Consider the following 25,342-nt stretch of genomic DNA (forward strand, 5'->3'; position numbering starts at 1 on the left):
CATGGGTGAATATCCACGAACTCCGCAAGCCGCACAGTGCGCTGCGCTTATTGTCATTACACTCGTGTTTCTGGCCGGATGTAAACAATCAAACCCAACAGATGTCACTACAGAGCAACGCCTTCGCGCGCTAGCTACAGCTTACTTGGACTACGCCGTTGCCAATGGGCGAGGTCCAATCGATGCAATAGAACTTCAGCAGAGCCTACGACACCTAGCACCATTCAAAGTTCCCGAAGGGATCCGTGACGCGTTAGGGAAGACTTATCTCCTTACTTCAGCTCGCAACGATCAGCCATTTGTGATCTGTTACGGTCAATCAATTTCCCTCAGCCCAGGTAAGACAGGGCCTGTGATAGCCTATGAGTCGACCGACGATGCAGTGAATTGCTACGTCGCGTTCGCTAACGGGGAAGTAAAGCTCGTCTCTGACAAACAGCTGAAGGAACTGCTACGCCTGGAACGCGGTGAGTTTTCCAATGGTTCTGGTCGGTTTGACAGTTCTCCGAAGTTAGGATGCCAAAATGACTACTCCGCTACGAAGTACTCATGTAGGGTTTACACTCGTCGAGCTATTGGTGGTAATCTCTGTCGTCGGTATTCTTGTAGCTCTACTCCTTCCGGCCATTCAGGCTGCACGAGAGGCTGCACGGCGAGCTAGTTGCCAGAATAACCTCAAACAAATCAGCCTCGCCGTGCTCAACCACCACGATGCGATGCGCTGCTTGCCAACCTCTGGCAACAATGGCTCTATCACGCGAGAGGGGGCAAAATCCACTTCCGCGAAGGCTCGGCGGTTCCAACAGGCAGGAACGCTCTTTCAGATACTGCCTTACTTGGAATTCGCGTCCGAGCATTCGGCCGACGATAAGACAATTCAAGGAGTTGCAGTACCTGCGTACTTCTGCCCATCCCGACGATCTCCAGTGACTCGCCTAGGCGTGGACGGAAAGCGGCTAGGCTTAAATGACTATGCAATGCCGCTCTGGAAGGACGCGACGGCTGGAAGCGGTCGAGGAGCAAGCAGCGCAGGGTGTTGGAACTTCTGGGGAGATAAGGCGGGTGACAACATCAACCATCCCTACTATCGGAACACGGCCTTTGTACGTGGGGGAAAAGCCGATGTGCGATTTCCGCCGAGCCGGCTGGCACAACTGACCGACGGTACGTCCAATGTCATGATGATGGCCGAGAAGTTTGTCGATCCCACTCGCTATCAGCCGGTGAAACTGAACGAAGAAGGTCCTCAACCCCCTTGGCCAACAATTGCCTTCACGGACATGGGTTATTTCCACGGATGGAATTGGTCCGTCATGCGATGCTCTATGTACGGTCCATTTCAGGATCAGCCTCTTGGGGAGCTTGCCTACTGGCAACTCTTCGGCGCCGCCCACTCCAGTGGCATGAATGCGGCGTTCGCCGATGGATCGGTGCGAACACTAAGTTTTGACATCTCCAATCCGCTTTTTCAATTACTCTGCCGGAAAGACGATGGGACCGCCGTGGATGTGGGCGCCTGGTGATTCTCCGCCTCTGCAGTCCGTAGGGCGTAGTAATCGATCGTAAGGTCTCGCTCGGTACCAACCTACGAGCCTTGCAGTACGAACTGTGGCACCGTTCCGCACTCTCGAGCCGCTAGGGATCGCAGGGCGGGATGTTCGCGTTGTCTGCCTCCGTGCATACGGTCCGCAGGATACTGGTGCGAAAAGCACTCGCCCGTCGGGCAGGCTATCTGCAACTTCGAACTGGCCGCATGGGGCGTTATGCCACTCGCACCAATCCGGTCTAACCGCCATACAAAAGCAAGTGTCCACACAACCGGAGCCGCACGATATACAGACTCACCACGTTGATTAAATGGCACGGCGGAAGACGCTCGCCCGATTCAATCGATCACCAATACATTCTTCGGAACGGTGTTGTGAGCTTCAAGCACAGCTAAAGGGTAGGATGGCCGCGAGCATTCTGTAGATGGAGGTAGATCTCAACAAGCTTACGGCTGATTGCCGGTCAATCCTACAGAGCAAATTGAAACCGGGCACTCAGCTCATGCTGGATCTATATGGATATCTACGGCTGCTTGTCACGAGCGAAAGCCAGCTTCGCGAGGTACTTTTCGAACTGGTCCAAAATGCTGCCCTAGCCATGGGCAAGAGCAACGGTTTTCGATCACGCCGCATTACCATCCGCACTGGACTCAATGAGGGCACTGATCGAGTCCGAATACACTCCCGTGGGCACGGTATTCGCAGAGCGGAAGTGTGGACACTTCCACCTCTCTCTTCCCGTTAAGGAGGCGCTGGCATGATTCCTTGTACAACCCGTCGCGTCCCTAATAGTACGTCCGAGTCGATCAACCACCAAATCCGTCAGGAGACATTGCGCAATATCGCCCGATTGAAGAACGCCGATAAAGCTGTCCTCGCGGATTCATCCCCTCGGCCTCGGTGAAATCGTCACGCATGGCCTTCAGAGCATGACCTCAAGGAGCCGCTCGATGTCCCACTCCGCTTCTAATTCGGCCAATCGTCATTGGCTGTGGCCGAACGGTAGGTGGCTATTTGCCGGCCACCGTGGTCGCTTGCTGCTCTTTTCATTGCCATCTCGTTACCGTCCCTCGAAGGCATTTCTCATGAGGTTTGCACAGTTGCCTGTCCTCCTAGCAATGGCTTTAACTAACTGCGCCCCAGCGTTGGCTTGCCCCTTTTGCAGTTCCAGCTTGGGCGAGCAGGTCAGGGAAGGCATTTTTGACTCCCGCTTCTTCTATAACCTGGGAATGTCACTGGCTCCGTTCGCGGTACTTGTCGGGGCACTCATTCTCATACACTCTTGGCCCCCTCAATCTTCGAAGCAACCCGATCGAGAAGCTTTGTCAGCCGCTGGATCCTCTAAGTCGAATACGGGATCACTATGAGTCTCGCACCCACTCGCCGACCGTTGATTGTTGCGGGCACCGCCCTCGGGATCGGCATGGGTGGGTTCCTAGATGGCATTGTGCTCCACCAGTTGCTTCAACTCCATAACATGATGTCGGCCAAGTACCCTACTCGAGGCGTCGCCGCCGAACAGTTGATAGTGAATCTCGAAATCAACATGTTCTGGGATGGCGTTTTCCACATGATGACGTGGACAATGACCGCAGCGGGACTTGTGCTGCTCTGGCAGGCGATAGTGCGACCGAACATCATCTTGTCAGGCCGCACCCTGATCGGTGCCATGGTTGTGGGCTGGGGTTTGTTTAATCTCGTCGAAGGGATTATCGACCACCATATCTTGCACCTGCATCACGTCGTGGAGACCGCCGAACATATTTTCTGGGATGTCGCTTTCTTAGCATCGGGGCTGTTGATGATTGCTGCTGGTGCGTGGCTCGTTCGCACCGGCGCCCGTGGCACCGCCTTGGACGCGCCCGCTGGCTAAAGGGCCACGCTTGCGACAGGCTTTGGGCGTGAGTGGCGAGCAAGTTTACCCCTGCCTCCCAAATTGCAAACGCCATAGCCTTCCAAGAGCGAGTTGTCTGCCTACGTCTTAGAATAACTTTCGTCTCCTGACTTGAGCTGACGGCCCACGAGGGGAGGTCAGCGGTCTTCGTGCCGATCTTGTTCGGATTTGTGGAAGTTGGGCAAACATTAGATCCCTTTGCTACGCGAATAAAGCTTGCTTAAGATTCATTCCGGACGAACTCGAATCTAATTCCATACCTCTTCCCCGGGAGTACCCACCCGGTGGACAGACAGGGAAGCTCTAAGACTTCAACGTCGATTGTGGTGCAGATAAGGCTGACCTTTAGCTGACCCAGGCTGCCATGAGCGTGCTCGATTTCCTATACAAACTGTTTGACACTTCCGACTTCCCTGCCCGCTGGAATTGCGGTCATTGGACTACCGGTCACGGTTGGCTTCATATTCTCTCAGATATCGCTGTCTGGGGTGCGTACACTTCGATTCCCGTTGCCCTAGTTGTCTTTGCCAAGCGCCGAAGAGACGTTCCGTTCAAACGGATCTACCTACTCTTCGCAGCTTTCATTCTTGCATGTGGCAGTGTCCACCTCGTAGAGGCAATTATCTTTTGGCAACCCATCTACAGGTTTTCAGGGCTCTTAAAACTGCTCACGGCAATCGTGTCCTGGGCCACCGTCATCGCCCTGGTAAGGATCGCGCCCCAGGCCATGGAATGGCCGGGCTTGAAGACCTCCAATGACGCGTTACGCGACGAGGTAGAAAGACGAGAGCGTAGCGAAGAGCGGTTGCGACTTGCAACCCAACTTGCTGGTGTTGGTGCAGTAGACATTGACTATGGCTGTGAGTCGGTGCGCCTCGATCGGATGGCTGGAGAACAGTACGATCTTCCGACGAACGACTGGATCTCCATGGACCAGTTCTTGAGCCGCTGTCACCCCGCCGATCGCGAGACACTTTTAGCGACGATACAAAGCGTTTCGACATCGGAAAGTCGCGAGGTCCTCTCCGTAGATCACCGGGTAATTCATACCGATGGTGGTCTGCGATGGCTTAACGCCTCGATGCAGCCGGCGTCAACGCATAGCGAGGGTGATAGAGGCGATGCACAGACTCTGGTGGCGGTCATCGATAAGACCGAACGAATGCGACGAGAGGAGTTGCTAGCCAAGGCTAAGGCCGAAGCGGATGCAGCCAACCAGGCTCGCGGTGAGTTTCTAGCCAACATGAGCCACGAGATTCGCACGCCCATGGCGGCTCTTATGGGACACGCGGACATTCTTCTTGCGCACCTTACCGACCCCGATAATCGGCAGTGCGCTCTCACCATCAAACGAAGCGGAAACCATCTGCTGGATTTGATTAATGACATATTGGACCTGTCCCGTATCGAAGCGGGGCGTATGGAGGTTATCCGCGAACCCTGCAATCTGCCTCTACTGCTTGCCGAGGTCGAATCGCTAATGCATGTCCGGGTTCGGAATCAAAGGGTCGACTTTCGCCTCACATCGTCATCCGTTATTCCGGCCTTCATTGAGTCGGATACCAAGCGGCTAAAACAGGTTCTGTTGAACCTCGTTGGCAACGCCCTCAAGTTTACGGAGAAGGGATACGTAGAACTGCGTGCCGTCTATGATCCGCACAAGGGTTGTGTGCGAATCGAGGTCGAGGATACAGGAATTGGTATACCACCCAGTACGCTCAAGACCCTCTTTCAACCCTTTCACCAGGGAGACGCCTCACGGACGCGTCCCTACGGAGGCAGCGGGCTAGGGCTGGCAATCAGTAAGCGACTTGTAGAAATGCTGGGGGGCCATATTGATGTCCAGAGCGTCGAAGGAGTGGGCTCTACCTTCACCGTCACGCTGCCAACCCCGTCAGCCGATCAACTCCAGCTTGTTCCCCTAACACCGAGCGCGTATCCTCGCGACGATCAACCGATTGAAATTCCCAGTTTAGAGGGCCGGATATTATTAGTAGATGATCGCCGAGATATTCGCTACGTGGGTCAGCATTTTCTGGAAGAAGCAGGTGCGGAAGTTGAGACGGCCGAAAATGGCAAGGAAGCGCTGCGTCTTGTGCAGCAGGCCGCCGAAGACAATAGGCCCTACGGGGTGATCGTCATGGATATGCAGATGCCCATAATGGACGGTCACACGGCCGTCTCGGAATTGCGCGCTATGGGTTGCGAAATTCCAATTATCGCACTCACCGCTGACGCGATGAAGGAGGACCGGGAGCGTTGCCTGAACTCTGGGTGCGATGACTACCTGCCTAAGCCCATAGCGGCAGCGGATCTGGTCAAAATGGTCGCGACGTACTTGGAGCACTCGTCGCTTGAAGAGGTGCGGAACACTCGAGAGCTTCGGAAAGCTGAATTACGCAATGGTGGCAAGGACGACACCATTCCGCCCGCTTGAAATGTCCCTAGCGAAGTTCAGCGGAAGTGGACGTTGTCACTTGGGTTATGAGAATCGCAGGCTCACCGAGACGACCTCCTCTGGCCGGAGCGGGGCCACTTTCGCAAATGTGATTCGTAGCTATTGAGAAGAGAAGCGGAAGGTGCTTTTCAAAGTTCGGTGCGGCCACCCATCCACTGGGTGAGAAGTGATTATCATATTGCGTCGGCCAACCTCTCTGAAGTCCACGTTGCTGCGCTCCCATTGTAGGTTGTTTTTCTCAGCTCTTATCCGGTCATCGACCCGTCGGACATGACCTCGACAGACTCGAATCCGAGGTTGTGGAATTCCTGCTCGGCCTCGAACGGCGGTAAATAGGCGATCCGGCTCGCGTCGGCCATGACCACTGCTACGGGCTAGGTTGCGGATCCGTACTCGTCCCAAACGTCGATTAACGTCGAGCTCAGCATGATTTAGGTGAATGGCCTTGGCTCCACGTTGCTTACTCTTGAGCCCTCCTCGCTTCGCACCATTGGAAAGCGAACGCCAGAATTCATACTTGGTTACGCCTACGGATGCGTGTTCGGCGAAGATCGCATCAGACTCGCCCGTATCAGGTAAAGCATCGCGAGTAAGTGTCGCCTCGGCCAGGATCGCGTGAGGGCCGTAACCGAGTGCCTTCTCAGTCGCCATTTTCCACTTCCTGCTACTTCGCCCTAGTTACCGCTTCAATTTCCCAGCAATCGTCACAAACTGCTCCAGTGCGTCCTGCAAGTCGTCCACAATCTCCTGCGCCAGGATATCGGGATCTGGCAGACTGTCGCTATCCTCGACGCTGTCGTCTTTGATCCAGAACAGATCGAGGCTCAGCTTGTCGCGTTTTTGCAGCTCTTCGTAAGTGTAGCTCCGCCAGCGACCGTCGGGGTTGTCCTCGCTCCAGGTTGCTTTGCGTTTGCCAATGGCACCGGGCTTGTAGAGTTTGACGAACTCGTCGAAGTCGCGGCGGTGAATTGGGTTCTGCTTTGGGCTGTAGTGTTTGTTGGTTCGGAGGTCGTAGACCCACAGCTTCTTGGTCCATGTTTTCTCTTGCGGCGGTTTGCGATCAAAGAAGATCACGTTGGCCTTAACGCCTGGCTTATAAAAGATGCCGGTGGGCAGTCGCAGGAGCGTGTGGACATCGCACTGTGCAAGGAGCTGGTTACGAACCTTTTGGCCTGGGCCACCCTCAAAAAGCACGTTGTCGGGGACGACGACCGCCGCTCGGCCGTGGACCTTCAGCAGGTTGAAGATGTGCTGGACGAAGTTGAGTTGCTTATTGCTAGTCGAAGCCCAAAAGTCCTGGCGGACGATTACCTCGTCCTCGTTTTCCAGGTCCCCCTCCTCGTTCACGGTCTTGAAGCTCGCCTTCTTCCCGAAAGGCGGGTTGGTGAGCACCATCGAATAGTGCTGCGTGGGGGGCGTGTCGAGACTGCTCTTGCCGCTGATGACCGGCGTCGGGGTGTCGGGCGACAGGTCCACGCCCCCGATGCCGTGCAGGTAGAGGTTCATAGCGCATAGCCGTGCCGTCTCGGGGACCAGCTCTTGAGCGGCGACCAGGCTCTCGCGGGCGCGACGTTTCTCGTCTTTGTCCATCCTTGCCCCGTGCTCGTCGAGCACGTACTGGTAGGCGACCGTCAGGAAACCACCAGTGCCGGCCGCCGGGTCGACGATTGTCTCGTCGGGCTCAGGCTGCATCACGTCGACCACCGCTTGGATGATCGGCCGTGGCGTAAAGTACTGCCCCGCCCCGCCGGAGCTCTCACTGGCGCTACGGCTCAGAAGTTCCTCGTAGATCACACCTTTCACGTCGAGGTCGAGACTCAGCCAGCTCTCGCGGTCGATGAGGTCGAAGATCAACCGCCGTAGCTTGGCGGGGTCTTTGATCTTGCACTCGGCCTCTTTGAAGATCACACCCAGCAGCCCCGGCTGCGTGCTGAGCGAGTCGAGGGCGTCGCGGTAATGTTGGTACAGCTCGGCACCATCGCGCCTCAACAGGCTGGGCCAGTCGAAGTCGATTGGCTTGCCCTTGGCGTCTTTGCCTTTAGGGATGCGGTTGGGCTGGTTGTACGGAGGTTTCGTCAGCTCGTCGGCCATCTTGAGGAACAGGAGGAACGTGAGCTGCTCGACGTAGGCCATGTAGCTCAGGCCATCGTCCTTCAGCACGCTTGCGTACGACCAGACCCGGGCGCCGATCTGGCTCGCCGTGGGGGCGGTAGTAGGTTGTCCATTCGCTTTGCTCATGACTTCCGTGCCTTTCTCGGTGATGCCTTCTTCGCACTCTTCGTCGTCTTCTTGGGGGCCGCTTTCTTGCGCGGCGACCGTTTGGGACGGCCGTTCGACACTGCGGCGATTGCCTCGCGCTCAGTGCGGATGCGATCCAACAGAACCGACGCTGGTTCGTCCTGCGGGTCTTGTTTGACCAAGTCGCCCGCGAAGGCGGCTTTAAGGATGGCTTGGCGTAACCGAGCAGCGCGAGCTAGCCCGCGATTGACTTCGGCTTCCATCCCGTCGATTTGCGAGAACTTCTCCTGCACCAATTCCACAATCGCCTGCTGCTCTGCAATCGGAGGTAGCGGAAACTCTAGACCGGCAAACCTTTCCGCACCAAGGTGCGCTATGCTCGTGGTGATTCTTGCGATCTTCCGATAACGTCCCGTCTTGAACTGGGCGAGCAATACGCTCAATGCATATTCGGCAAGAACTACATGGCCGACTCTTTGCCGAACCAAAGTGTTCTGAAAGCAACACCCTGGAATCTCGTCACGATACATCGCCGGCCGTCCAATCAATTCCATACTCTGCCCCTCATTGAGAAGCAAGTCGCCGTGTTTTAGCTGATAAGCCTCAAACTCTCGCGGCGTGAAGTTCATTGACTTCACGTCCTTAGTGCTTATGCGATCCTCGAACACGTTTGCGACGCGTAGATATGGTCGCATATGTTCACCAGAGTGATGCTCAGGAGATCGCTGGCGACCAAGCTGCACTTCCCCAATCTGATCTTGGCTTGCCCAGCACCAGCCCTCGGGCAACTCGGGCAAGTCGTCCGTCTTCGGCTCGATAGGCTCCTTGTACCTTTCCCGCCAGTTCTTAGGAGGCGTCGCGCCCTTCACTTCATAGTCGGCCTGGGTCCGCTCTTCCCATTGCCGGCGGCGTTCGACGAGCAATCGCTCCAAGAGTTGCTCGCCCGACTCGCCAGGAGGGCCATGCTCGTGGCGCCACGCCTCAGTGAGCCGGCCGGTCACCGCCGCGTGTAGCACTGCCGAGCGATACCGCTTCAGCTTCTTCCGCACCCGCTCGAGCGCCGCGACACCGGCGGCCAGGTCGGTGAAGAGTTCGTCAATGCGATCGGCAATGCGGGTTTGCTCACGCGCGGGTGGAAGAGTGATCGGGTGCTCGAGAATGTGCGGCTTCGAGAGGCCCGGTATATCACCTTTAGCTTGTCGAACCACGTCGTAGATCGTGGCCTGTAGAGCATTCTGCACCAAGCGTCGGTCTATACCTTCATGAGGCAAGAATGCGTAGATATCGCGACCGATCGCCACTGCCTGCCCAGGGAAAAGCTTTCCGACGCCTGCTCCCTTAACAGTGATGAAGATGCATCCGTCGGGGACTACGCGACGAGGTTCTGTAGTCCATTTGTCAAGGTGAAGCATATACCCATCCCATTGCTCTGGGCCAGAAACATACGGAGTACCTTCACCATTCTTATTGACTGTTGCGGTAGTCGGGGATGTCCCACACAGCAAAGACCCGAGTGACTCCATGGTCGTTGCCACCCAACCGTCCGGTAGTCCTTTTCCATCGCTCATGCACAAAGGTTCCTATTCAGATCATCCAAGATCGTCGAGAGCCGGTCGCCAAACAGCTCGTGGGCTTTGCCGAGGTTGCCTCGCTGCGCGAACCAGCCGTCGTGGAAGTCGTCCATCTCGATGGCGAGGCTCGTGGCGATGTGCTCGGCAATCTTGTCGAGCCACTGGCTTTGCTCATCGGTGAACGTGACGCCGGCTTCGGTCTGCTGCTTGCGCCACGCGGCGTAGCGCCATCGCACGACCTCTGCGAACGGAGTGAGCGGCTCATCAGGGGTGAGCGTGTGCCGGATGATCGAGATCAGGTCGGTGACCATCTGGCCTCCTTTGCCAGTCGCCTGAGATGCTTCGAGCGCCTCGTAGCACCGCCATAGCTCTTCGGTGGTAGCGCTGACTGGCGGCCGCTCGATCAGCTTCGCCAACTCCTTCAGGTCGCGGAACCGCAATCGGTCGGGCGTGGCCTGTCCGTAAAACACTTGTAAAGCCAGCAGCTCGTCCTTGTGCTCTTCGATAAACTTTCTGAAGTTCTCGATCTTCGTGTGCGCCTGATCGCGTGCTGCTTGCGAGTAACCAGCCGATAGTAGTTCGTCCTGGCTGATATGGTCGATCGTTTGCTCGTTCTGTGCTTTTAGTGTCAGCAGCAAGTCGCGGAGCCTGGGGTCGTAGAAGGGGCGGATGGCATCGCGGATCAGTTCCTCTTCGGCCTCTTTCAGATGGTCTACGGTTAACTCGGCGGCGGCGGGATTATCTAGCTGAGCCCTGGTTTCGATATGGGCGTCGTCGGTCGCGGCAACGAGGCCCGCGACCAATTCATCGATGCTCCGCCCGGCGGCATGGCGGCGGACCTCTTCGTGCTGCTCCTCGCTCATTTCACGCGAGAGCCGTGTCAACTTGCCGGCCAGCGCGCTCGCAGCATCGGGATCGAGACCACCGGCCTTGATGTAATCGAACACCTGCTTAAGCGTCTTGTTCGGCTCACGGTCGAGCGGACCGCGTTCACTCTTACACTCCTTGCACACGCCCACTGCGTCGATCAGCACGAATCGCGTCTTTACGACCTTCTCGCCTTTCTCTTCGGGGGTGACGCCCTTGAGCTCATCCCTATCGATCACGCGGACGCCACGGCCCTTCATCTGCTCGAAGTAGTTGCTACTGCGAACCGAGCGCATGAAGAAGACGATCTCCACCGGTTTGAGGTCGGTGCCGGTGGCGATCATGTCGACCGTGACTGCAATCCGCGGATTGAACGAATTGCGAAACGCGATCAGCACGTCCTCGCCCGTCTTTCCCTTAATCTTCTCGTAGTAAACCTCTTCCCGCTCAGTCCCGTCAGGGTCCTTCACCTTGCGAGTGCACCGCATCGTTCCGGTGCGGTAGGTGATCTTCTGGCAAAACTCGTTGCCGCGCCCAAACTCCTCGCGGACAATCCGGAGGATGTCGTCGGCGTGTGAGTCGTCTTTGGCAAAAATGAGCGTCTTGGGGACTTCCTTGCGGCCCGGAAATATCTCCGTGTAGAGTCGGTCGCGGAAGGTCTGCACGACGGTGCGGATCTGATCAACAGCGACCACCGCGCGATCGAGCTGGCTAGCGTCATAATTAAGGTCGTCGTCGAGTTGCTCCATCCGCTCTGCGCGGGTCCTGCGACTGCGTTTACCGACGTAGTATCCTGCCTCCACATCGGAACCGTCACTGGTGATGCGTGTGTTGATCTCATAAACGTCGTAGGGGACGTTCACCCGGTCGGCGACGGCTTCCGCGTGACTGTATTCCATAACCAAGTTCTTGTCGAAGAACCCGATTGTCTGCTTGCTCGGCGTGGCGGTGAGGCCGATCGTGAACGCGTCGAAGTACTTCAGCACATCGCCCCACACGCTGTAGATCGAACGGTGGCATTCATCAACGATGATGGCATCGAAGAACTCTGGCGGAAGCTTCTCGTTGTAGACGATCGGCTTGGGGGGCTTCTTAAATGCCCCAGCACCCTCAAAGCTTGATCGCTCTTCGTCTTCCTCGGCTAACTCCGGCGCACCGGTCAATACGGAATACAGACGTTGAATCGTGGTGATGACGACTTTGTTCACCGGATCAAAGTGATTGGTCCGCGGGTAGCTGGTAACGTACAGCTTGTCGAAGGTATGCCGCTCGCCAAGCGGCTGGAACTGCTGAAACTCCTTGAGCGTTTGCAGGCCCAAGTTCGTACGGTCGACCAGAAAGCAGATGCGCCGAGCGCCAGCGTGTTTGATAAGCCGGTAGGCAATGTTGGCCGCGGTGAACGTCTTGCCCGAACCGGTTGCCATCTGGATCAACGCCTTGGGCTTCGCCAATGCGAGAGACTCTTCCAGGTTGTTGATCGCTGTGAACTGCTTGGGCCATAGTCCTTGTGGCAGTAGCTCTGGCATCTGCCGCAATCGACCACGAAGCGTTCCCTCATCCTTAACCAAATCCAGCAGCGTCTCGGGGCCATGGAACTGAAAGACGCTCCGGCTGCGGGCATGCGGATCCATCCAGTTCGTGAACTGCGTGACCTCGCCGGTTGTTTCGTACTGAAACGGGAGGGGCCGCCGCCAAGCTGGGAGTTTGTCGGACAATCCTTCGGCATAACTGGCCGATTGTCCTTCGACACCAGTCAAGGTGTGCCCCACCGGCTTCGCCTCCACCACGCCGAGCGCCTTGCAGTCGACATAGAGAAGATAGTCGGCCGGACCGTGTGCACCCGGGAACTCGGTGACAGCCAAGCCTCGACCCGCGCCAAGGTTCATCTCTTTGTACGTCTGCACAATCCACCCCGACGACGCGAGCTTCGCGTCAATCATCGCACGGGCTTCTTGTTCAGGCGTCATGGTATGATCCGGAAGGGACCAAGGCGGGGAAGCTTAACGGGGCTTACGTTTGCGCGTTGGACTGGAGGTGGGCTCTGCGGTCTGTTGGAGTAATGCGTCTAGTTCAATCTTGGCATAGAGCCGGTACCCATTCACGGGATGGCGTCGCTCTACCAGCTTGCCACTACGCCCCCAGTTGCGGAGCGTATTGGGTGCCACACCCAGGTACTCTGCTGCCTCGGTAATACGAAGGTATTCGTCTAACTTAGGCATGTCGCGGTCATGATTGTTAGCGGTGCCGGCCCCCAACCCCAAACCTTACCAAATCCTACCATAATTGAGAATTAGCAGTCGACTTAGTTCCTTGCTTACAATCCCATCCCCTAGAGTTTTGAATTAGGGTGTTTAGGGGTACTTATGATGAAGACCTCGATGCCCAGGAAAGGGCTGGCGGTTGGTAGTTAGGCTCCTACATTGCGGCTTGTCCCGGGCCTGTGGCCATTGCGAGCAGACCTACCCATATGGCGATACTGTTCCCCCACCTGGAACCCATGGTTCGGAGATGCTTCGCTTCGACGGATTGTGGACTTCTCCTGTCGACAACGGGACGCAAGGGCAAAGTCCGCTCGTCACAACTTTCGCGCTCGACGACCTCTTAGGAGACACCTGTCGCAAAAACGTCCGCTGGACGGGCGACGAGTGTTACCAACTAGCGGAGAAGATGATTGAGCTAAGAATCAATCACCCCAAGAAATCCAACATCAGTCTCATCAACCTAGCCCAAGCCACCCTTATCAAACTTGGCGAATGGCAACCTCACCGCGAAAGAACCATCTCGTCGAACGATCAGATAGCTCAGGTCTTTCCCTTCTTGATCCAGTTGGATCGCGATCGACAAACGATCTTCAAACAAGCCACTACGGTCAAACAAAAACTCGAAGAGGCTGAAAAATCCAAAGTCGACCTCGACGAAATGCCCATCGAAGAAGTGATGACCTTCTTTGGCGACAAAGTACTGGAGAATACCGAACCTGCTGAGTTAGTTCATTACTTTTCTCCCGAAGAACTCATCGGTTCCCTCCCCCTCCCCAAACTGGCCGGCTACGTCGCCGAACAACTGGTGACTGCCTTTCTTGCTCGTCCGTCTGCCGAGCTACCGAAGACCCAGACCCAACTCAATGGGAATACGAACGGGGACAACGGCCACAACGGACATACAAACGGACACGCCAAAACCCCACCGGTGATCGCCGTCATCGGGGCCCAGCCCCACCAAGCCCATCGACTTGTAAAGCACTTCGAAGGTCGGGCGCAGATCGTGAATGTAGACAAGATGAAGATCGGGGGAACCGGGGAGGCAATCAAGTCGAATTTTGACGGGGTGGTGGTGTGGGCCCAGCACACGTCGAAGATGCAAAGGCAGATCATTAAGCGGAGGTGTGAGAGTGGATGAGAGTTACGCTATTGAGTCAAAGCGTAACTCCCAGCCCCAAAATTGCCCCAAATTTCGAATACAAGGTCTTCTAGCATGAGTTTTGCCAATAAAGGCCGTCGACTGCCTCCCGAGCCGCTATCCTCATCGGAGGTCCGTCGGCTGCTGGATGCCTGTGGCCGAGGGACCTTCGTCGAAGCTCGCAATTGGACGCTGATCGTCCTGCTCTACCGAACGGGACTAAGGGTCAGCGAGGCGATTGCTCTCCGTTGCAAAGACGTGGATGTTCGGCTGGGAACGCTCCGCGTCCTCCACGGCAAGGGGGACCAATCCCGAGTGGTGGGCCTGGATCCGCTTGCCGCTCGGGCCCTCGGTGAGTACCTTGCAACACGCCGAGTGGTTGTCGGTTGCGACGAGGGTGTCCTGTTCTGTACCCAGGTGGGTACGAGCCTGGCATCGGCTTACCTGCGCCAGCTACTACCCCGCTTGGCGAAGCACGCCGGTATCGATAAGCGAGTGCATGCCCACGGACTGCGTCACACGCACGCCTTCGAGCTGGCAAACGAGGGCGTGCCGATCCATCTCATTCAGGCTCAGTTGGGCCACAGGAGTCTGGCCACGACCGATCGGTACGTACGGCACCTCAACCCGACAGAAGTGGTCAGCACCGTTCGAAATCGCTCCTGCCAAATGGAGCTGAAGATGATTTCGTGATGGTCTGGCTTCATCTCCCTATGGCCTCGCCGAAGAGGTTCTAGTGATGGGCACTTAGAGGAGCGGCACAGTGAAACGTCTCTATGCCTGCTGTCGAGCAACAGAATTGGTGTCAGGGAATGCTGGGCTCGGTGCACGGTCTAGGCTACCCCCACCCCTGGCCAAATTCGCGAAAAAGCTCGCACGGGGGGACGGCGGTCTCTGGACCTCACCGCTCGGAGAAATCATCACTAGAACAGGAACCCGCCAATCACGACAACCGATACATTCCGCAATTCTCCAACACCCCCCCAAGAAAATTGCGCGAGACCGCCAATCGGTAAAGGCTTTAAGCCTCGGAGGCTAAAGGACTTAGAGCGGAAGGGCATGGCGAAGACGGAGTGAAGTTTAGAGACTCGCTTGCCGACGCCAGAGGCAATTTTCATTTGGAAGTATTTTTTTGTCTGGCAAGGTTTTTCGTCACATCCATTCGATTTTATGACGGCGATTCGCGTAACCGATGCTAGCCATGCTGTCGCGTTCAATGTGAACGGGAAGTATTTACAGAGGCTTTAAAGGAGTTTCGATGTCGTTAAAGGAGTTGTTTTGTGTGAAGTGGTTCAGGAGTGACGATTCTGCGTTCAGATCGCCACCGCCCGTGACGGCGAGCGGAAGTATCGACTGCGATGCGATAACGGTAGCCAATTGCGATCAGGTAAACACACCCGATAGGGTGGAGCGAACTCGAGAACGGCTGTCATGCTTCGATCGAGCGCTCGCAGAGTACGAGTATGCCAAGCGGTCGCTCGGCCGAAATGTAACCTACGATGCAGCTTACGAATTTACGGACAGAAGGTGGGAAGTTGCGGGTGCATCGAGTAGGCCCTCAAAAGAGAGTTGGAAAAGGTACGTTCGCAAGGGTTTGCAGATGAGTAGGAAGGACTAACGGAGATAGCCGAAGCTGAGATGTATTCTCAACGGCAATGCAGGACGCGGCCGGATAATACTGCCGGACCTCAGCTTCCGGCTTTCCCAGCCGGAAAACAGAGTGACAAAACAGCAAAATATCTTGGAAGTAATTGACGAATAACGAAGCAATCCGGGCGGAAATCCGGCTTATCCGGCCGGATAATTCTGGCCCGTGTTCTCTGATCGCGCAGACTTTTCCAGCAGCCTAGAGCGTGGTCTCTGCCGAGTCATCCATCTGGCTCGTTCGAATTGCTGCACCCCCTTCATTTCCTTAATGGAGATGTTTTATGAGCTCGACGAGTGAAGTCGCAACGAAAGCTGCAGCCTTGAATCTCAGCGGTGCCGGATACCCCATCACTTTATGCAACGGCAAGAAGCCAATCGGCAAGAAGTGGAACGAGATTGTATACACGGACGAACGCATCCTTGCGGAGTTTGATAGGAACCCGACCCTCAATGTAGGTTTGATTCTCGGTCCACAGTCGGGAATCATCGACGTGGAATGCGACTCGCCCGAGTCCAAGGATGATCTACTGGAGCTGTTTGATGGGGAACTTCCGTGTACCCCATGTTTCACCTCTCGTCGTGGTGACCACCACTTATTTCGGCACAACGATAGGCTTGAGCAATTAGGGAAGGCGGTTATCAAATTCAAATCCGTCGAAATTCGTCTCGGGGCGGGAGATAAAGCTGCACACTCGTTAGTACCGCCCAGCAGCACCGAAGGACATGCGCGCACTTGGATAGTTTCGCTAGAGGAGTATGAGCCTGCTGAACTTCCGGCAGCAGTTGTGGAGAAACTGCTCGCAACCGCTAGTAAGCCGCCCAAGCTACTGGTAGAGACTATTGATTGCAATACGATCGCGGATGGTTATCTCGATTCATGTACGGAAATCATCCGACCGCTACCGGGGGATGACTTTAATCACCGCGGAACGTGGGAGGAAATTCTGCTGCCCAAAGGCTGGCGAATCGAGTCAACACTCGATGGCGTAACACATTGGCGCCGCCCAGGTAAAGTTGAGGGCTCCAGTGCAACGACTGGCTATTGCTCCACCGATTATGGAAAGGAGCTCTTTTTCTGTTTCTCCACCGACGCACATCCGGTGGAGCCAGATCATCCGTATGACAAGTTTGGGCTGTACGCTGTCTTACATCACCAGAGCAACTTTGCGGAAGCTGCAGACCGCCTGCGTTCAATGGGGTACGGCGCACCTGAAACCGCTTCGCCACAGAGACCAGGGAGGACAAGCAAGTCGTCCCAGCTTCTAGAAATTGCCAGTAGTGCCGAGTGCTTTCTCGCGGACGATGGGGACGTCTACGGAAGTATTAGCATTGATCAGCATCGCGAGACTTGGAACTTGGACAGTGAGCATATCTCAAGCTGGCTGGAATGGACGCACTATAGCCGCTTTGGAACTTTAGCCGGCACCACCAACGTTAAGGACGTTATCGGGCTGCTTAAGGCCAAGGCTCGCATGAGCAAGTTCACTCAGTCGATCTTTGTGCGAATTGGGCACGAAGGGGAGAGGGTATTTCTCGATCTCTGCGACAAAGATTGGCGGGCAATTGCGGTTACAGCGGACGGCTGGCGAGTAGTTGAACAATCTCCCGTCCACTTTAAACGAGCCCCTGGTATGTCGCCGCTACCAACCCCCGAACATGGCGGCGACATCGAATTGTTGAGGAACTTCCTCAATATCGCGGATGAGGATTTTCCTCTGATCGTCGGGGCTCTGTTGGGAGCCCTCAATCCGCGAGGCCCTTACCCAGAGCTGATCCTAGGTGGCGAGCAAGGGTCAGCGAAGAGCACTACAGCACGAGTTATTCGATCCCTCATAGATCCAAACGTCTCGCCTTTGCGAGCAGCTCCGCACGACTGCCGTGACCTAATGATCGCCGCAGATAATAGCTGGTGGCTGTGCTTTGATAACCTATCGAAGATATCACCATCCCTATCCGACGCGCTCTGTCGGCTCGCTACCGGAGGCGGATTTAGCACTCGGAGCCTTTACACGAATAAAGGCGAGGTAATCTTCGAGGGAAAGAGGCCAGTGATACTGACAGGTATCGAGCCCCCGACGGAGCGCCCTGACCTTCTCGATAGAGCCATCTTGGTTACGTTACCGGTAATAGACTCGCAGAAGCGATTGCCCGAAGCCGAGCTTTGGAAACAGTTTGAAGCGGCCCGTCCAGCAATTCTCGGAGCGTTACTCGATGGCGTTTCCTCGGCCCTCAGAAGGCAATCGCATGTGCAATTGAAGGATATGCCGAGAATGGCCGATTTCGCGACATGGGTGACTGCGGCCGAAAGCGGGTTGGGCTGGATTGAGGGGACATTTATGACAGCCTATGAAAACAACCGCATAAACGCCAATCACGGTGTACTCGAAGAGCCATTGGCGCACGCCGTACAGCTCTTCATGGGCTCTCATGATGAATGGACGGGCACCGCGACTCAGCTCCTGACGGAACTGAAAGCTTTTGCGGATGACGTGCAGCACGATGAGAGGTGGCCACGCACTGCGTCTCAACTTTCAGGCGCGCTGACTCGGTTAGCCCCCTGCCTTCGGAACGCCGGGCTTAACTGTGAACGAGGCCGGGCCGCGACCGCGCGGAAGATAGAGTTGAAATGGCTTCCTGCCGGGGTGATCGACCACGCACAGTTCGCGTGACGGCTGACGGCGATGACGCCGAGGAGAAGTTTTTTTGACTTAAGAAAAGAGGGAAGCGTTCGTCTAGCTTTGCACCGCACTGATCGCCTCCTGCCTTTCTTCTAACCGTCGGTCCTCAAGAACGTTACGACCAATTCTGTCGTCATCGCCGTCATTGTCCGATTTTTGCGAGCAGGAACAGTACGCACCAGAGCGACAGCAAACGACCTCAGGAGACTGCCAATGCCACGCCCTCCCCCAGAAGCGAATCATTTCGTCCGGAATATCGTCCAGCTATGAAGTCGAAGCCTGCAATTGCATGGTGATTGCCAGTTTCAAAAAGCGATAAACGCTGGTCTAGCAATCGTTTTCTAGCAACCTATTGGAGAAACTATGAAATCTACCAAGGAATCCCCCGACAACCTCCTCCTAACCCGTTCCGACGTCGCCAAGCTGCTCCAATGCTCCGAGCGTCACGTGGCTCGAATGGAGAAGGATGGGCTGATCCCTCGGCCCGTCTCGCTTCGCGAAAGGTGCATCCGGCATTCGCGTAAGCGGATCGAAGAATGGGTCGATGCAGGCTGTCCGGCGCTCGCCGTTTAGCGAGCATTGCTCAGGCGGCTTGCGCCGGCTTTGTACTGATTTGTGTTTCACCCCTCCCCGCGTAGCTGGAGATCTACCCGATGTCTCATGCGAGTACTCAACGTCATCGCAACTCGTTCACGCTCTCGCGAGGCGAAGTTGCCCAGCTCCTCAGAAAGGACTTGAGCGATGTGCTTGTCCTGGAGCAACAGTCGACTTTCGCCAAGCCGATGCGGCAGGGACCGCGTGCGCGGCGCGTTCGCGCCAAGATCGAAAAATGGGGCGAAGAGCAGCCAAAAACGTTGGCAGTGTAGCGTCGAAATCGGGTACAATGGTGGCTGGGCAGAGCCACCACGTCCCATCCCGCCCAAAGATATCCACAGGAGAGCTTGAAGAATGGGAAGTCTGATCAAGAATGGTGGCCGCTGGCGTCTGCAGTACATGAATGCAGAGGGCAAACGCAAGTCGATTTACCTTGGCAAAATGCCTCGCCGTGATGCGGAACGCATCGATATGCACGTGGACAATCTGGTGAATGCACAAATCACCAAGTATCCCATCGACGGCGAAACCGCCCGGTGGGTGGCCGAAATTGGTGATGTGCTGGCGGAGAAGCTCTCCCACCACCAACTTATCCCTGCACGGTCCGTGGCGTGCCTTGAAGAATTCGTCGAAGCCTACATCAAGGGACGAACCGACCTGAAGCACCGCACCACAGTGAAGCTCGATATCACGAAGCGGCACTTGGTCGACTTCTTCGGAAAGGAGAAGCGACTGCGGGACATAACGGCCGGTGATGCGGACGAATGGCGGATTGCCTTGATCACCAAGAAACTGACGGAGAATACCCTCCGGAAGTACGTCCAGATCGCGCAGCAGTTCTTCTCTGCGGCCATGCGGAAGGGCCTGATCGACTCCAATCCATTTAGCCACCTGAAGTCGACGACCCTGGCCAGCCCCGAGAAGTTCTACTTCGTGACGCGAATCGAGGCGGATGCGGTGCTCGACGCGTGCCCGGACGCCCAGTGGCGGCTCATTTTTGCCCTGGGTCGCTTCGGCGGATTCCGATGCCCCTCAGAGCACCTAGCACTGCGGTGGGACGACATCGACTGGGAAAACGACCGTATGGTGGTCCACTCGCCCAAGACCGAGCACCACGTGGGACGGGCCTCACGCACCATCCCGCTGTTTCCGGAGCTCAAACCCCTGCTCCTGGACGCCCTGGTGCTAGCCGACCCTGACGACCCCTACGTCATCCAGGGTGATCGAGATGGGACGGTGAATTGGAGAACCGGCCTTCAGAGGATTATGAAGCGAGCAGGGGTCAAACCGTGGCCCAAGCTGTTCCAGAATCTACGCAGCACTCGCGAGACCGAATTAGCGCGAGATTATCCCATGCATGTGGTGTGCGATTGGATCGGAAACTCCCAGGCAATCGCGGCTAAACACTACCTGCAAGTCACCGAAGACGACTTCCAAAAAGCGACGCAAAATCCGACGCAGACAGTGTCAGACACCAGCGGCTGGGAAGGACACGAAAACGAGGAATATGCAAAAACCTCGGGTTTTTCCCCTCCTATCACGTCAGGTCTACCAGTGTCATTTCGTACAGTAGTCCGGGAGGGACTCGAACCCCCGACCAAGGGATTATGAGTCCCCTGCTCTAACCGACTGAGCTACCGGACCAAGTTGGACGCTGGGCGACGCGTATCGTCGTCTCGCGTTTCACTAGGACCTGCCATTATACGCACCGGTTCGCGGCTCGCGAGTGCTAGGCTTCGGTGGGCGTGCCCGCTGGCTGCGGGGGCACCAGGGCGATGAGTTTGTGGCCTGGTTTCGGTTCGTAGGTCGAATTGCTGGCGATCACCGTCAGGCGCGACTTATCGGGGAGCACGAACATCAGGATGGCGTCGCTGCCGTACTTTTCTCGGAACTGCTTCATTGTGAAACCTTCGCTCAGCGTGGTCTTCTTAATCCGAAAGCCCGCTTCGTAACGATCGCGCACTTGATCTTCCGTCAGGCCGTCGGCGAACAGGATGCGGCCGCGCAAGTGGGCTGGCACGCGTTGGTGTCGCTGGCTTGCTTTGTCGTGCGGCGAAAACTGATAGACGTTCGCGCTACCGAACTGCTCGGCGAACTCGCTCGCGGCGAGGGTGTTGACTTCGTCGTTCGAAGTCATCGCAAGCAGATTGCCGAGCTCGCCCAGGTCGGTCTCATGATGGACAAAGTCGCTGCCAATGCTGGCGTAGCACACCGGCAGCCCGTCCATTCGCGCCAGCGAAATGTTCTCGGGATTGGTGTCGACGAGCAGCGTGCCGAAGCCTTCGTCGCGAAGCGAGCGAGCGAGCTCACGTACTAGGGGCGACGCCCCCACGAAGAGCACGCCCTGCGGATCCTCGCGCGATAGGCCTAGTGACTTCGCCACGCGGCCGAGTGACAATCCATAGATCGTCACCGTACCGACGACCACCAGAAACACCACGAGCACCATTTTCTGAGCCTCGGCTTCGAACTCGGGCCGGGCTTCGGCGATGCCAATGGCGAACAGCGTGGCCACCGCAGCGGCGACGATACCCCGCGGATGCATCCAGGCCAGTAGCTTTCGTTGCTCGCGAGTTAGATCGCTCCCCCATGTCGAAACAAACGCGGCGATAGGTCGCACCAGGAAGATCAGTAGCAACACGAACACGATGCCGCGCCAGCCGATGTCCTCGAGTTCCGCCATCGAGGGCTGAATCCGCGACGCGAGCACGATGAACAAGACCGCGAGGAGCAGCACACGCAAGTTCTCTTTGAACTCGACCACGTGCTTGATGGGTACCGAGCGCTGATTCGCCAAGTAAATGCCAAGCACCGTCACGGTGACGAGTCCTGACTCCGACTGCAACTGATTCGACACCGCGAACAATAGCAGCACCATCGCCAGGACCACGGCGTTCTGCAAGAAGTCGGGCACCAAGTAGCGACGCATCAGTTCGCGAATGACCCAGCCGCCACCCAGGCCCAGTCCAAGTCCCACGACAATCGTCTTACCCAGGGCGAACAGCGTCCCGTGGGTCATGCCATCGGTCGAAGGGTGGACCACTACCTCGTAGACGAGCGCCGCTAGCACCGCGCCGATGGGATCGTTGACGATGCCTTCCCACTTGATGATCGAACCGACGCGCCGCTCGGGGCGGACTTGTCGCAGCAGCGGTAGGATCACTGTCGGGCCGCTCACCGTTAGCAGCGAACCAATCAAAACGGCCATTGGCCACGAGAACTCCACGAGGTACCGCGCGGCGAGCGTCGTCAGTACCGCCGTGATGGCCAGGCCCAACGAGACGAGCCGAATGACCACGCCGCTGTGGTCGCGGATCTCTTGGAAGCGCAGGCTGAGACCCCCTTCGAACAGGATCGCCCCGACCGCCAGCGAAACCATGCCAAACAGAATGGCTCGCCCTTGTTCGTTGTCGCCCAGATAGGTCTCGGGCGGACCAACGATGTACCCCATGGCGAAGCCAAGGAACAACAAGAACACAATCGCCGGTACCTTCATCCGCCACGCCAACCACTGTGCGGCAATGCCCAGTGCCAGCACGGCGGCCATGTAGATGGGAGTCTCGAGAAGGTAGGGCGGGTATTGCATATGAGTCGCTAGCCTGTGCGTTAGAGTCCTGTCAGTGTAGTCGTTACCGCTAACAGGGGGGAGCGTCAGTCATCGGCAGCAAGTCGCCAAGAAATTCCAAGTTCCCCCGATACTACCCCTTGTACTTGGGGTTTGTACTCTCGTGACCAAGAGTGCTCGAGCGAATCTTGGCCGTCGCCGGCTGCCGGTTTTTCCAGGTGGGATAAACAGACAAGCGGCCTGGCGTGCGTGTCTTCAGATATTCAGAGGAGAATTGGAACTATGCAACGTTACCTAACCATCGCCGCGTTGGCACTGCTGATAGCAAGTCCAGCACTGGCGCAAGACGGAGATCGCCCGCGCGGCGAGCGCGGACCACGCGATCCCGAACGAATGAAACAACTGCTAGAGCGTTTTGACAAAGATGGCGACGGCGAGCTGAACGACGAAGAGCGCTCCGCCATGCGAAGTGCCATGCAAGAGCGTCGCCGTGAAGCCGGGCGCGATGGAGAAGGCCGTGGCGAAGGTCGCGGAGAAGCTCGTCGCGGCGGCGAACGTGGTGGCGATCAAGCTCGCGGCGATCGCGGGCGTGGACCACGCGACGGAGACGGTGCTCGCGGACCGCGTGATGGAGATGGCGACCGTCCTCGTGGACCACGTCCTCCTCGCGAAGGCGATGGCGACCGTGCGGAACGCGGCGACCGCGCCGAGCGTGGTGATCGCGGACCTGGCGAAGGCCGTGGTCGTGGCCCCGGCTTCGGTGGTCCAGGTCGTGGTGGACCTCCTCAAGGTTTCGGACCAGAAGGCCGCCCTGGTGGTCTTGGTTCCGAAGCGATGTTCACACGTCTCGACAAAGATGGCGATGGCCAACTAAGCAAAGAGGAGTTCATGGTCATGGGTCGCGCCTTCCGCGAAGGCCGTCCCGGTGGTCCCGGTGCCGGTGGTCCTGGTTTTGGTCGCGGTGAAGGTCGCGGCGGACCGGGCGAAGGCCGTGGTCCGGGCCGTGGCCCTGGCGATCGCGAAGGCCGCGGCAATCCGTGGGCCGATCGTGGCGATGGCGAGCGAGGACCCGCTAATGCCGAGTCGCGTCGCGGCGGTGGCCGAGGCGAACGTGGTGGACGCGGTCCTGGTGGCCGCCCAGCGGCGGACGACAGCGAGAAGAAAAACGACGACAAAAGCGAAGAGAAAGTAGAGAAAACCTAACGGCATTTGCCGAGTGTTCCCCCCTGCTGACGACCTCGCGTTGGGCCCGGCCTGGCGCGAGGTCGTTTTTTGTGGAGTGTGCGGCGAGTGCCGGTGGTGCGGAATCGCCGGGGCTCAGGCCCATCGAACGGGGCGAAGTTTGCTCTCGCCCCGCCGGCCAAATATAATGCGGGCAGGAACTTACGAGCGAATTTGCTCCCCCGTGGGACGCATCGCCCCTTCGAAGAGAACACTGCACCACCGACTAAGCCGCCATGCTTCGCCTGCCCTTATCTTTGCTCTTCTCGGCACTCTTCTCCGTGCTGGCACTGATTACGCCCGCTTCGGTCGACGCCCAAGCGCCGCGGACCGAGCCACGTGTGTTCGCGAGGGGCGTGCTAACAACCATTCCGCCCGAGATCTTGCCGGAAGAAACTTACAGCCGGCACCCGATGATCGAGATCGCCTCGAACAAGGCGCTCGACTGGGACCCCAAGACCTTCGCCAAAACGCGGACGCTCTACAGCAAGGCGCAGAACGTTGGTTTCAGTAACGAAGTGTGGGGCCTTCAGTTCACGTTCAAGCCGCTCCGTATGATCAATGTCGACATCACTCGCCCCGACGGCCAAACCGAGCGTAAGCTGCTGTGGTACTTGGTTTACAACGTTCGCAATAATGGCGATCGCCTTCGCCCCGTTGAGAACGAAGCGGGCGAGTTCTCGGTCGAAGCTGCCGAGCCCAAGCCGGTTCGTTTCCTACCTCACTTTGTACTCGAGGGGCAGGACGTCGACGCCGGGGGCCAGAAGATTTACAAGGCGTACCTCGATCGGATCCTGCCCGAAGTCGTCGATACGATTCGCGACCGCGAAGTCCCCGGGGTCGAGCTTCTCAACAGCGCCGAGATGGCCAGCCAAGAAATCGCCGTCAGCACCGAGGGCGAAGACAACACCGTGTGGGGAGTGGCGATTTGGGAGCAAGTCGACCCCGAGATGGACTTCTTCTCCGTTTTCGTCGGCGGGCTGACCAACGCTTTTGTTTGGGACGACACCCCCGGCGAGTTCCGCGTGGGCGACCCCGCTGGCAAGGGACGCCAAATCGCCGTGAAGACCTTGCAGCTCAATTTCTGGCGTCCTGGCGACGAATTTCTCGAGAACGAGGCCGAAATTCGCTATGGCGTGGCCCCCGGCAAGGGCTCGCTGTACGGCGTCGAAGAGGGGGTTGCGTACCGGTGGACCTTCCGGTAGGATTTCCAGGCTCGATGGGGTAGTCTCACGCGCCTCGTCGGGTAGCCCCCGTACAAACCTCTCGTCGCCGGTGCGGCTTAGCGCTTGCTCCGCGATCGATCGAGAAGTCCTCGAAGATTCTTAGTCGCGAAGGTCCACTGAAATGGCACATAAAAAAGGTCAGGGTTCGAGCCGCAACGGTCGCGATTCCAACGCCCAACGTCGTGGTGTCAAGCGTTTCGGCGGTCAAACCGTCACCGCCGGCAGCATCTTGGTTCGCCAGCTCGGCAACAAGTTCCACCCCGGCACCGGCGTCGGTCAGGGTAAGGACTTCACGCTGTTCGCGCTGATCGAAGGCACCGTCAAGTTCGATCAGGAAGGCCGCCGCGTGAACGTGCTCGCCAACTAATCTGGCTAGCTCGCTCCGCTAACAGCTCCTTAGCGTATAACATAAGGGACGCCCCGTGCGTCCCTTTTTT

At 57.2% G+C, this 25,342-nt stretch carries 17 protein-coding genes and 1 tRNA gene; 12 read left to right on the forward strand and 6 right to left on the reverse strand.

The window, feature by feature from the left end; genetic code table 11:
- Nucleotides 1–524 precede the first annotated feature (524 nt).
- The 3 genes from SH292x_RS21355 (at nt 525) to SH292x_RS21365 (ending at nt 5,878) form a co-directional block, all read left to right on the forward strand.
- On the forward strand, nt 525–1,523 hold the full coding sequence (locus SH292x_RS21355) for a DUF1559 family PulG-like putative transporter (protein ID WP_442483053.1): 999 nt from the start codon (nt 525–527) through the stop codon (nt 1,521–1,523).
- A gap of 1,387 nt (nt 1,524–2,910) precedes the next feature.
- Nucleotides 2,911–3,420 (forward strand): DUF2243 domain-containing protein, encoded by a 510-nt coding sequence (locus tag SH292x_RS21360; RefSeq protein WP_442483054.1) that lies wholly within the window; start codon nt 2,911–2,913, stop codon nt 3,418–3,420.
- Nucleotides 3,421–3,805: 385 nt separating this feature from the next.
- A complete protein-coding gene (locus tag SH292x_RS21365) occupies nt 3,806–5,878 on the forward strand; it encodes an ATP-binding protein (RefSeq protein ID WP_442483055.1) in 2,073 nt (690 codons plus the stop codon).
- A 699-nt stretch (nt 5,879–6,577) separates the two neighbouring features.
- Here SH292x_RS21365 and SH292x_RS21370 read toward each other — a convergent pair.
- Genes SH292x_RS21370 through SH292x_RS21385 form a run of 4 tightly spaced genes read right to left on the reverse strand, consistent with a single transcriptional unit; the run spans nt 6,578 to nt 12,794 of the window.
- Complete coding sequence (locus SH292x_RS21370; protein WP_442483056.1) at nt 6,578–8,137, reverse strand: N-6 DNA methylase; 1,560 nt, start codon at nt 8,135–8,137, stop codon at nt 6,578–6,580.
- The gene (locus SH292x_RS21375; RefSeq protein WP_442483057.1) at nt 8,134–9,705 is read right to left on the reverse strand and encodes a restriction endonuclease subunit S; all 1,572 of its coding nucleotides are present in this window, start codon (nt 9,703–9,705) and stop codon (nt 8,134–8,136) included. Before SH292x_RS21375 ends, SH292x_RS21370 begins: the two co-directional genes overlap by 4 nt.
- The gene (locus tag SH292x_RS21380; protein WP_442483058.1) at nt 9,702–12,542 is read right to left on the reverse strand and encodes a type I restriction endonuclease subunit R; all 2,841 of its coding nucleotides are present in this window, start codon (nt 12,540–12,542) and stop codon (nt 9,702–9,704) included. The genes SH292x_RS21375 and SH292x_RS21380 overlap by 4 nt, the downstream gene beginning before the upstream one ends.
- A gap of 33 nt (nt 12,543–12,575) precedes the next feature.
- Nucleotides 12,576–12,794, reverse strand: coding sequence for a helix-turn-helix domain-containing protein (locus SH292x_RS21385; protein WP_442483059.1), 219 nt, complete (start codon nt 12,792–12,794; stop codon nt 12,576–12,578).
- Nucleotides 12,795–13,083: 289 nt separating this feature from the next.
- On the opposite strand from SH292x_RS21385, the gene SH292x_RS21390 reads away from it, so the two are divergent.
- The 5 genes from SH292x_RS21390 (at nt 13,084) to SH292x_RS21410 (ending at nt 20,504) form a co-directional block, all read left to right on the forward strand.
- Nucleotides 13,084–13,974 carry a hypothetical protein gene (locus SH292x_RS21390; protein WP_442483060.1) on the forward strand — a complete coding sequence of 297 codons (891 nt, stop codon included), beginning with the start codon at nt 13,084–13,086 and terminating at the stop codon, nt 13,972–13,974.
- A gap of 75 nt (nt 13,975–14,049) precedes the next feature.
- Complete coding sequence (locus tag SH292x_RS21395) at nt 14,050–14,667, forward strand: tyrosine-type recombinase/integrase (protein WP_442483061.1); 618 nt, start codon at nt 14,050–14,052, stop codon at nt 14,665–14,667.
- Between the two features lie 1,235 nt (nt 14,668–15,902).
- Nucleotides 15,903–18,290, forward strand: coding sequence for a bifunctional DNA primase/polymerase (locus SH292x_RS21400; RefSeq protein WP_442483062.1), 2,388 nt, complete (start codon nt 15,903–15,905; stop codon nt 18,288–18,290).
- Nucleotides 18,291–18,662: 372 nt separating this feature from the next.
- Nucleotides 18,663–18,872, forward strand: coding sequence for a helix-turn-helix transcriptional regulator (locus SH292x_RS21405; protein ID WP_442483063.1), 210 nt, complete (start codon nt 18,663–18,665; stop codon nt 18,870–18,872).
- Between the two features lie 492 nt (nt 18,873–19,364).
- Entirely contained in the window at nt 19,365–20,504 is a 1,140-nt protein-coding gene (locus SH292x_RS21410) for a tyrosine-type recombinase/integrase (protein WP_442485876.1), read from the forward strand.
- Here the strand turns inward: SH292x_RS21410 and SH292x_RS21415 are convergent.
- Nucleotides 20,464–20,537, reverse strand: a tRNA-Ile gene (locus SH292x_RS21415). The two genes, SH292x_RS21410 and SH292x_RS21415, sit on opposite strands and share 41 nt — an antisense overlap.
- A gap of 85 nt (nt 20,538–20,622) precedes the next feature.
- Nucleotides 20,623–22,479: a cation:proton antiporter gene (locus tag SH292x_RS21420; RefSeq protein WP_442483064.1), complete on the reverse strand. Its 1,857-nt coding sequence runs from the start codon at nt 22,477–22,479 to the stop codon at nt 20,623–20,625.
- 448 nt (nt 22,480–22,927) lie between these two features.
- On the opposite strand from SH292x_RS21420, the gene SH292x_RS21425 reads away from it, so the two are divergent.
- The 4 genes from SH292x_RS21425 (at nt 22,928) to rpmA (ending at nt 25,272) form a co-directional block, all read left to right on the forward strand.
- Entirely contained in the window at nt 22,928–23,332 is a 405-nt protein-coding gene (locus tag SH292x_RS21425) for a hypothetical protein (RefSeq protein WP_442483065.1), read from the forward strand.
- Nucleotides 23,293–23,661, forward strand: coding sequence for a hypothetical protein (locus SH292x_RS21430; RefSeq protein ID WP_442483066.1), 369 nt, complete (start codon nt 23,293–23,295; stop codon nt 23,659–23,661). Before SH292x_RS21425 ends, SH292x_RS21430 begins: the two co-directional genes overlap by 40 nt.
- A gap of 254 nt (nt 23,662–23,915) precedes the next feature.
- Nucleotides 23,916–24,884: a hypothetical protein gene (locus SH292x_RS21435; protein WP_442483067.1), complete on the forward strand. Its 969-nt coding sequence runs from the start codon at nt 23,916–23,918 to the stop codon at nt 24,882–24,884.
- 142 nt (nt 24,885–25,026) lie between these two features.
- Nucleotides 25,027–25,272: a 50S ribosomal protein L27 gene (gene rpmA, locus SH292x_RS21440; RefSeq protein ID WP_442483068.1), complete on the forward strand. Its 246-nt coding sequence runs from the start codon at nt 25,027–25,029 to the stop codon at nt 25,270–25,272.
- Nucleotides 25,273–25,342: the final 70 nt, after the last annotated feature.

This window comes from Aeoliella fuhlenseeensis, assembly GCF_052161615.1.
Classification (GTDB): Bacteria; Planctomycetota; Planctomycetia; order Pirellulales; family Lacipirellulaceae; genus Aeoliella.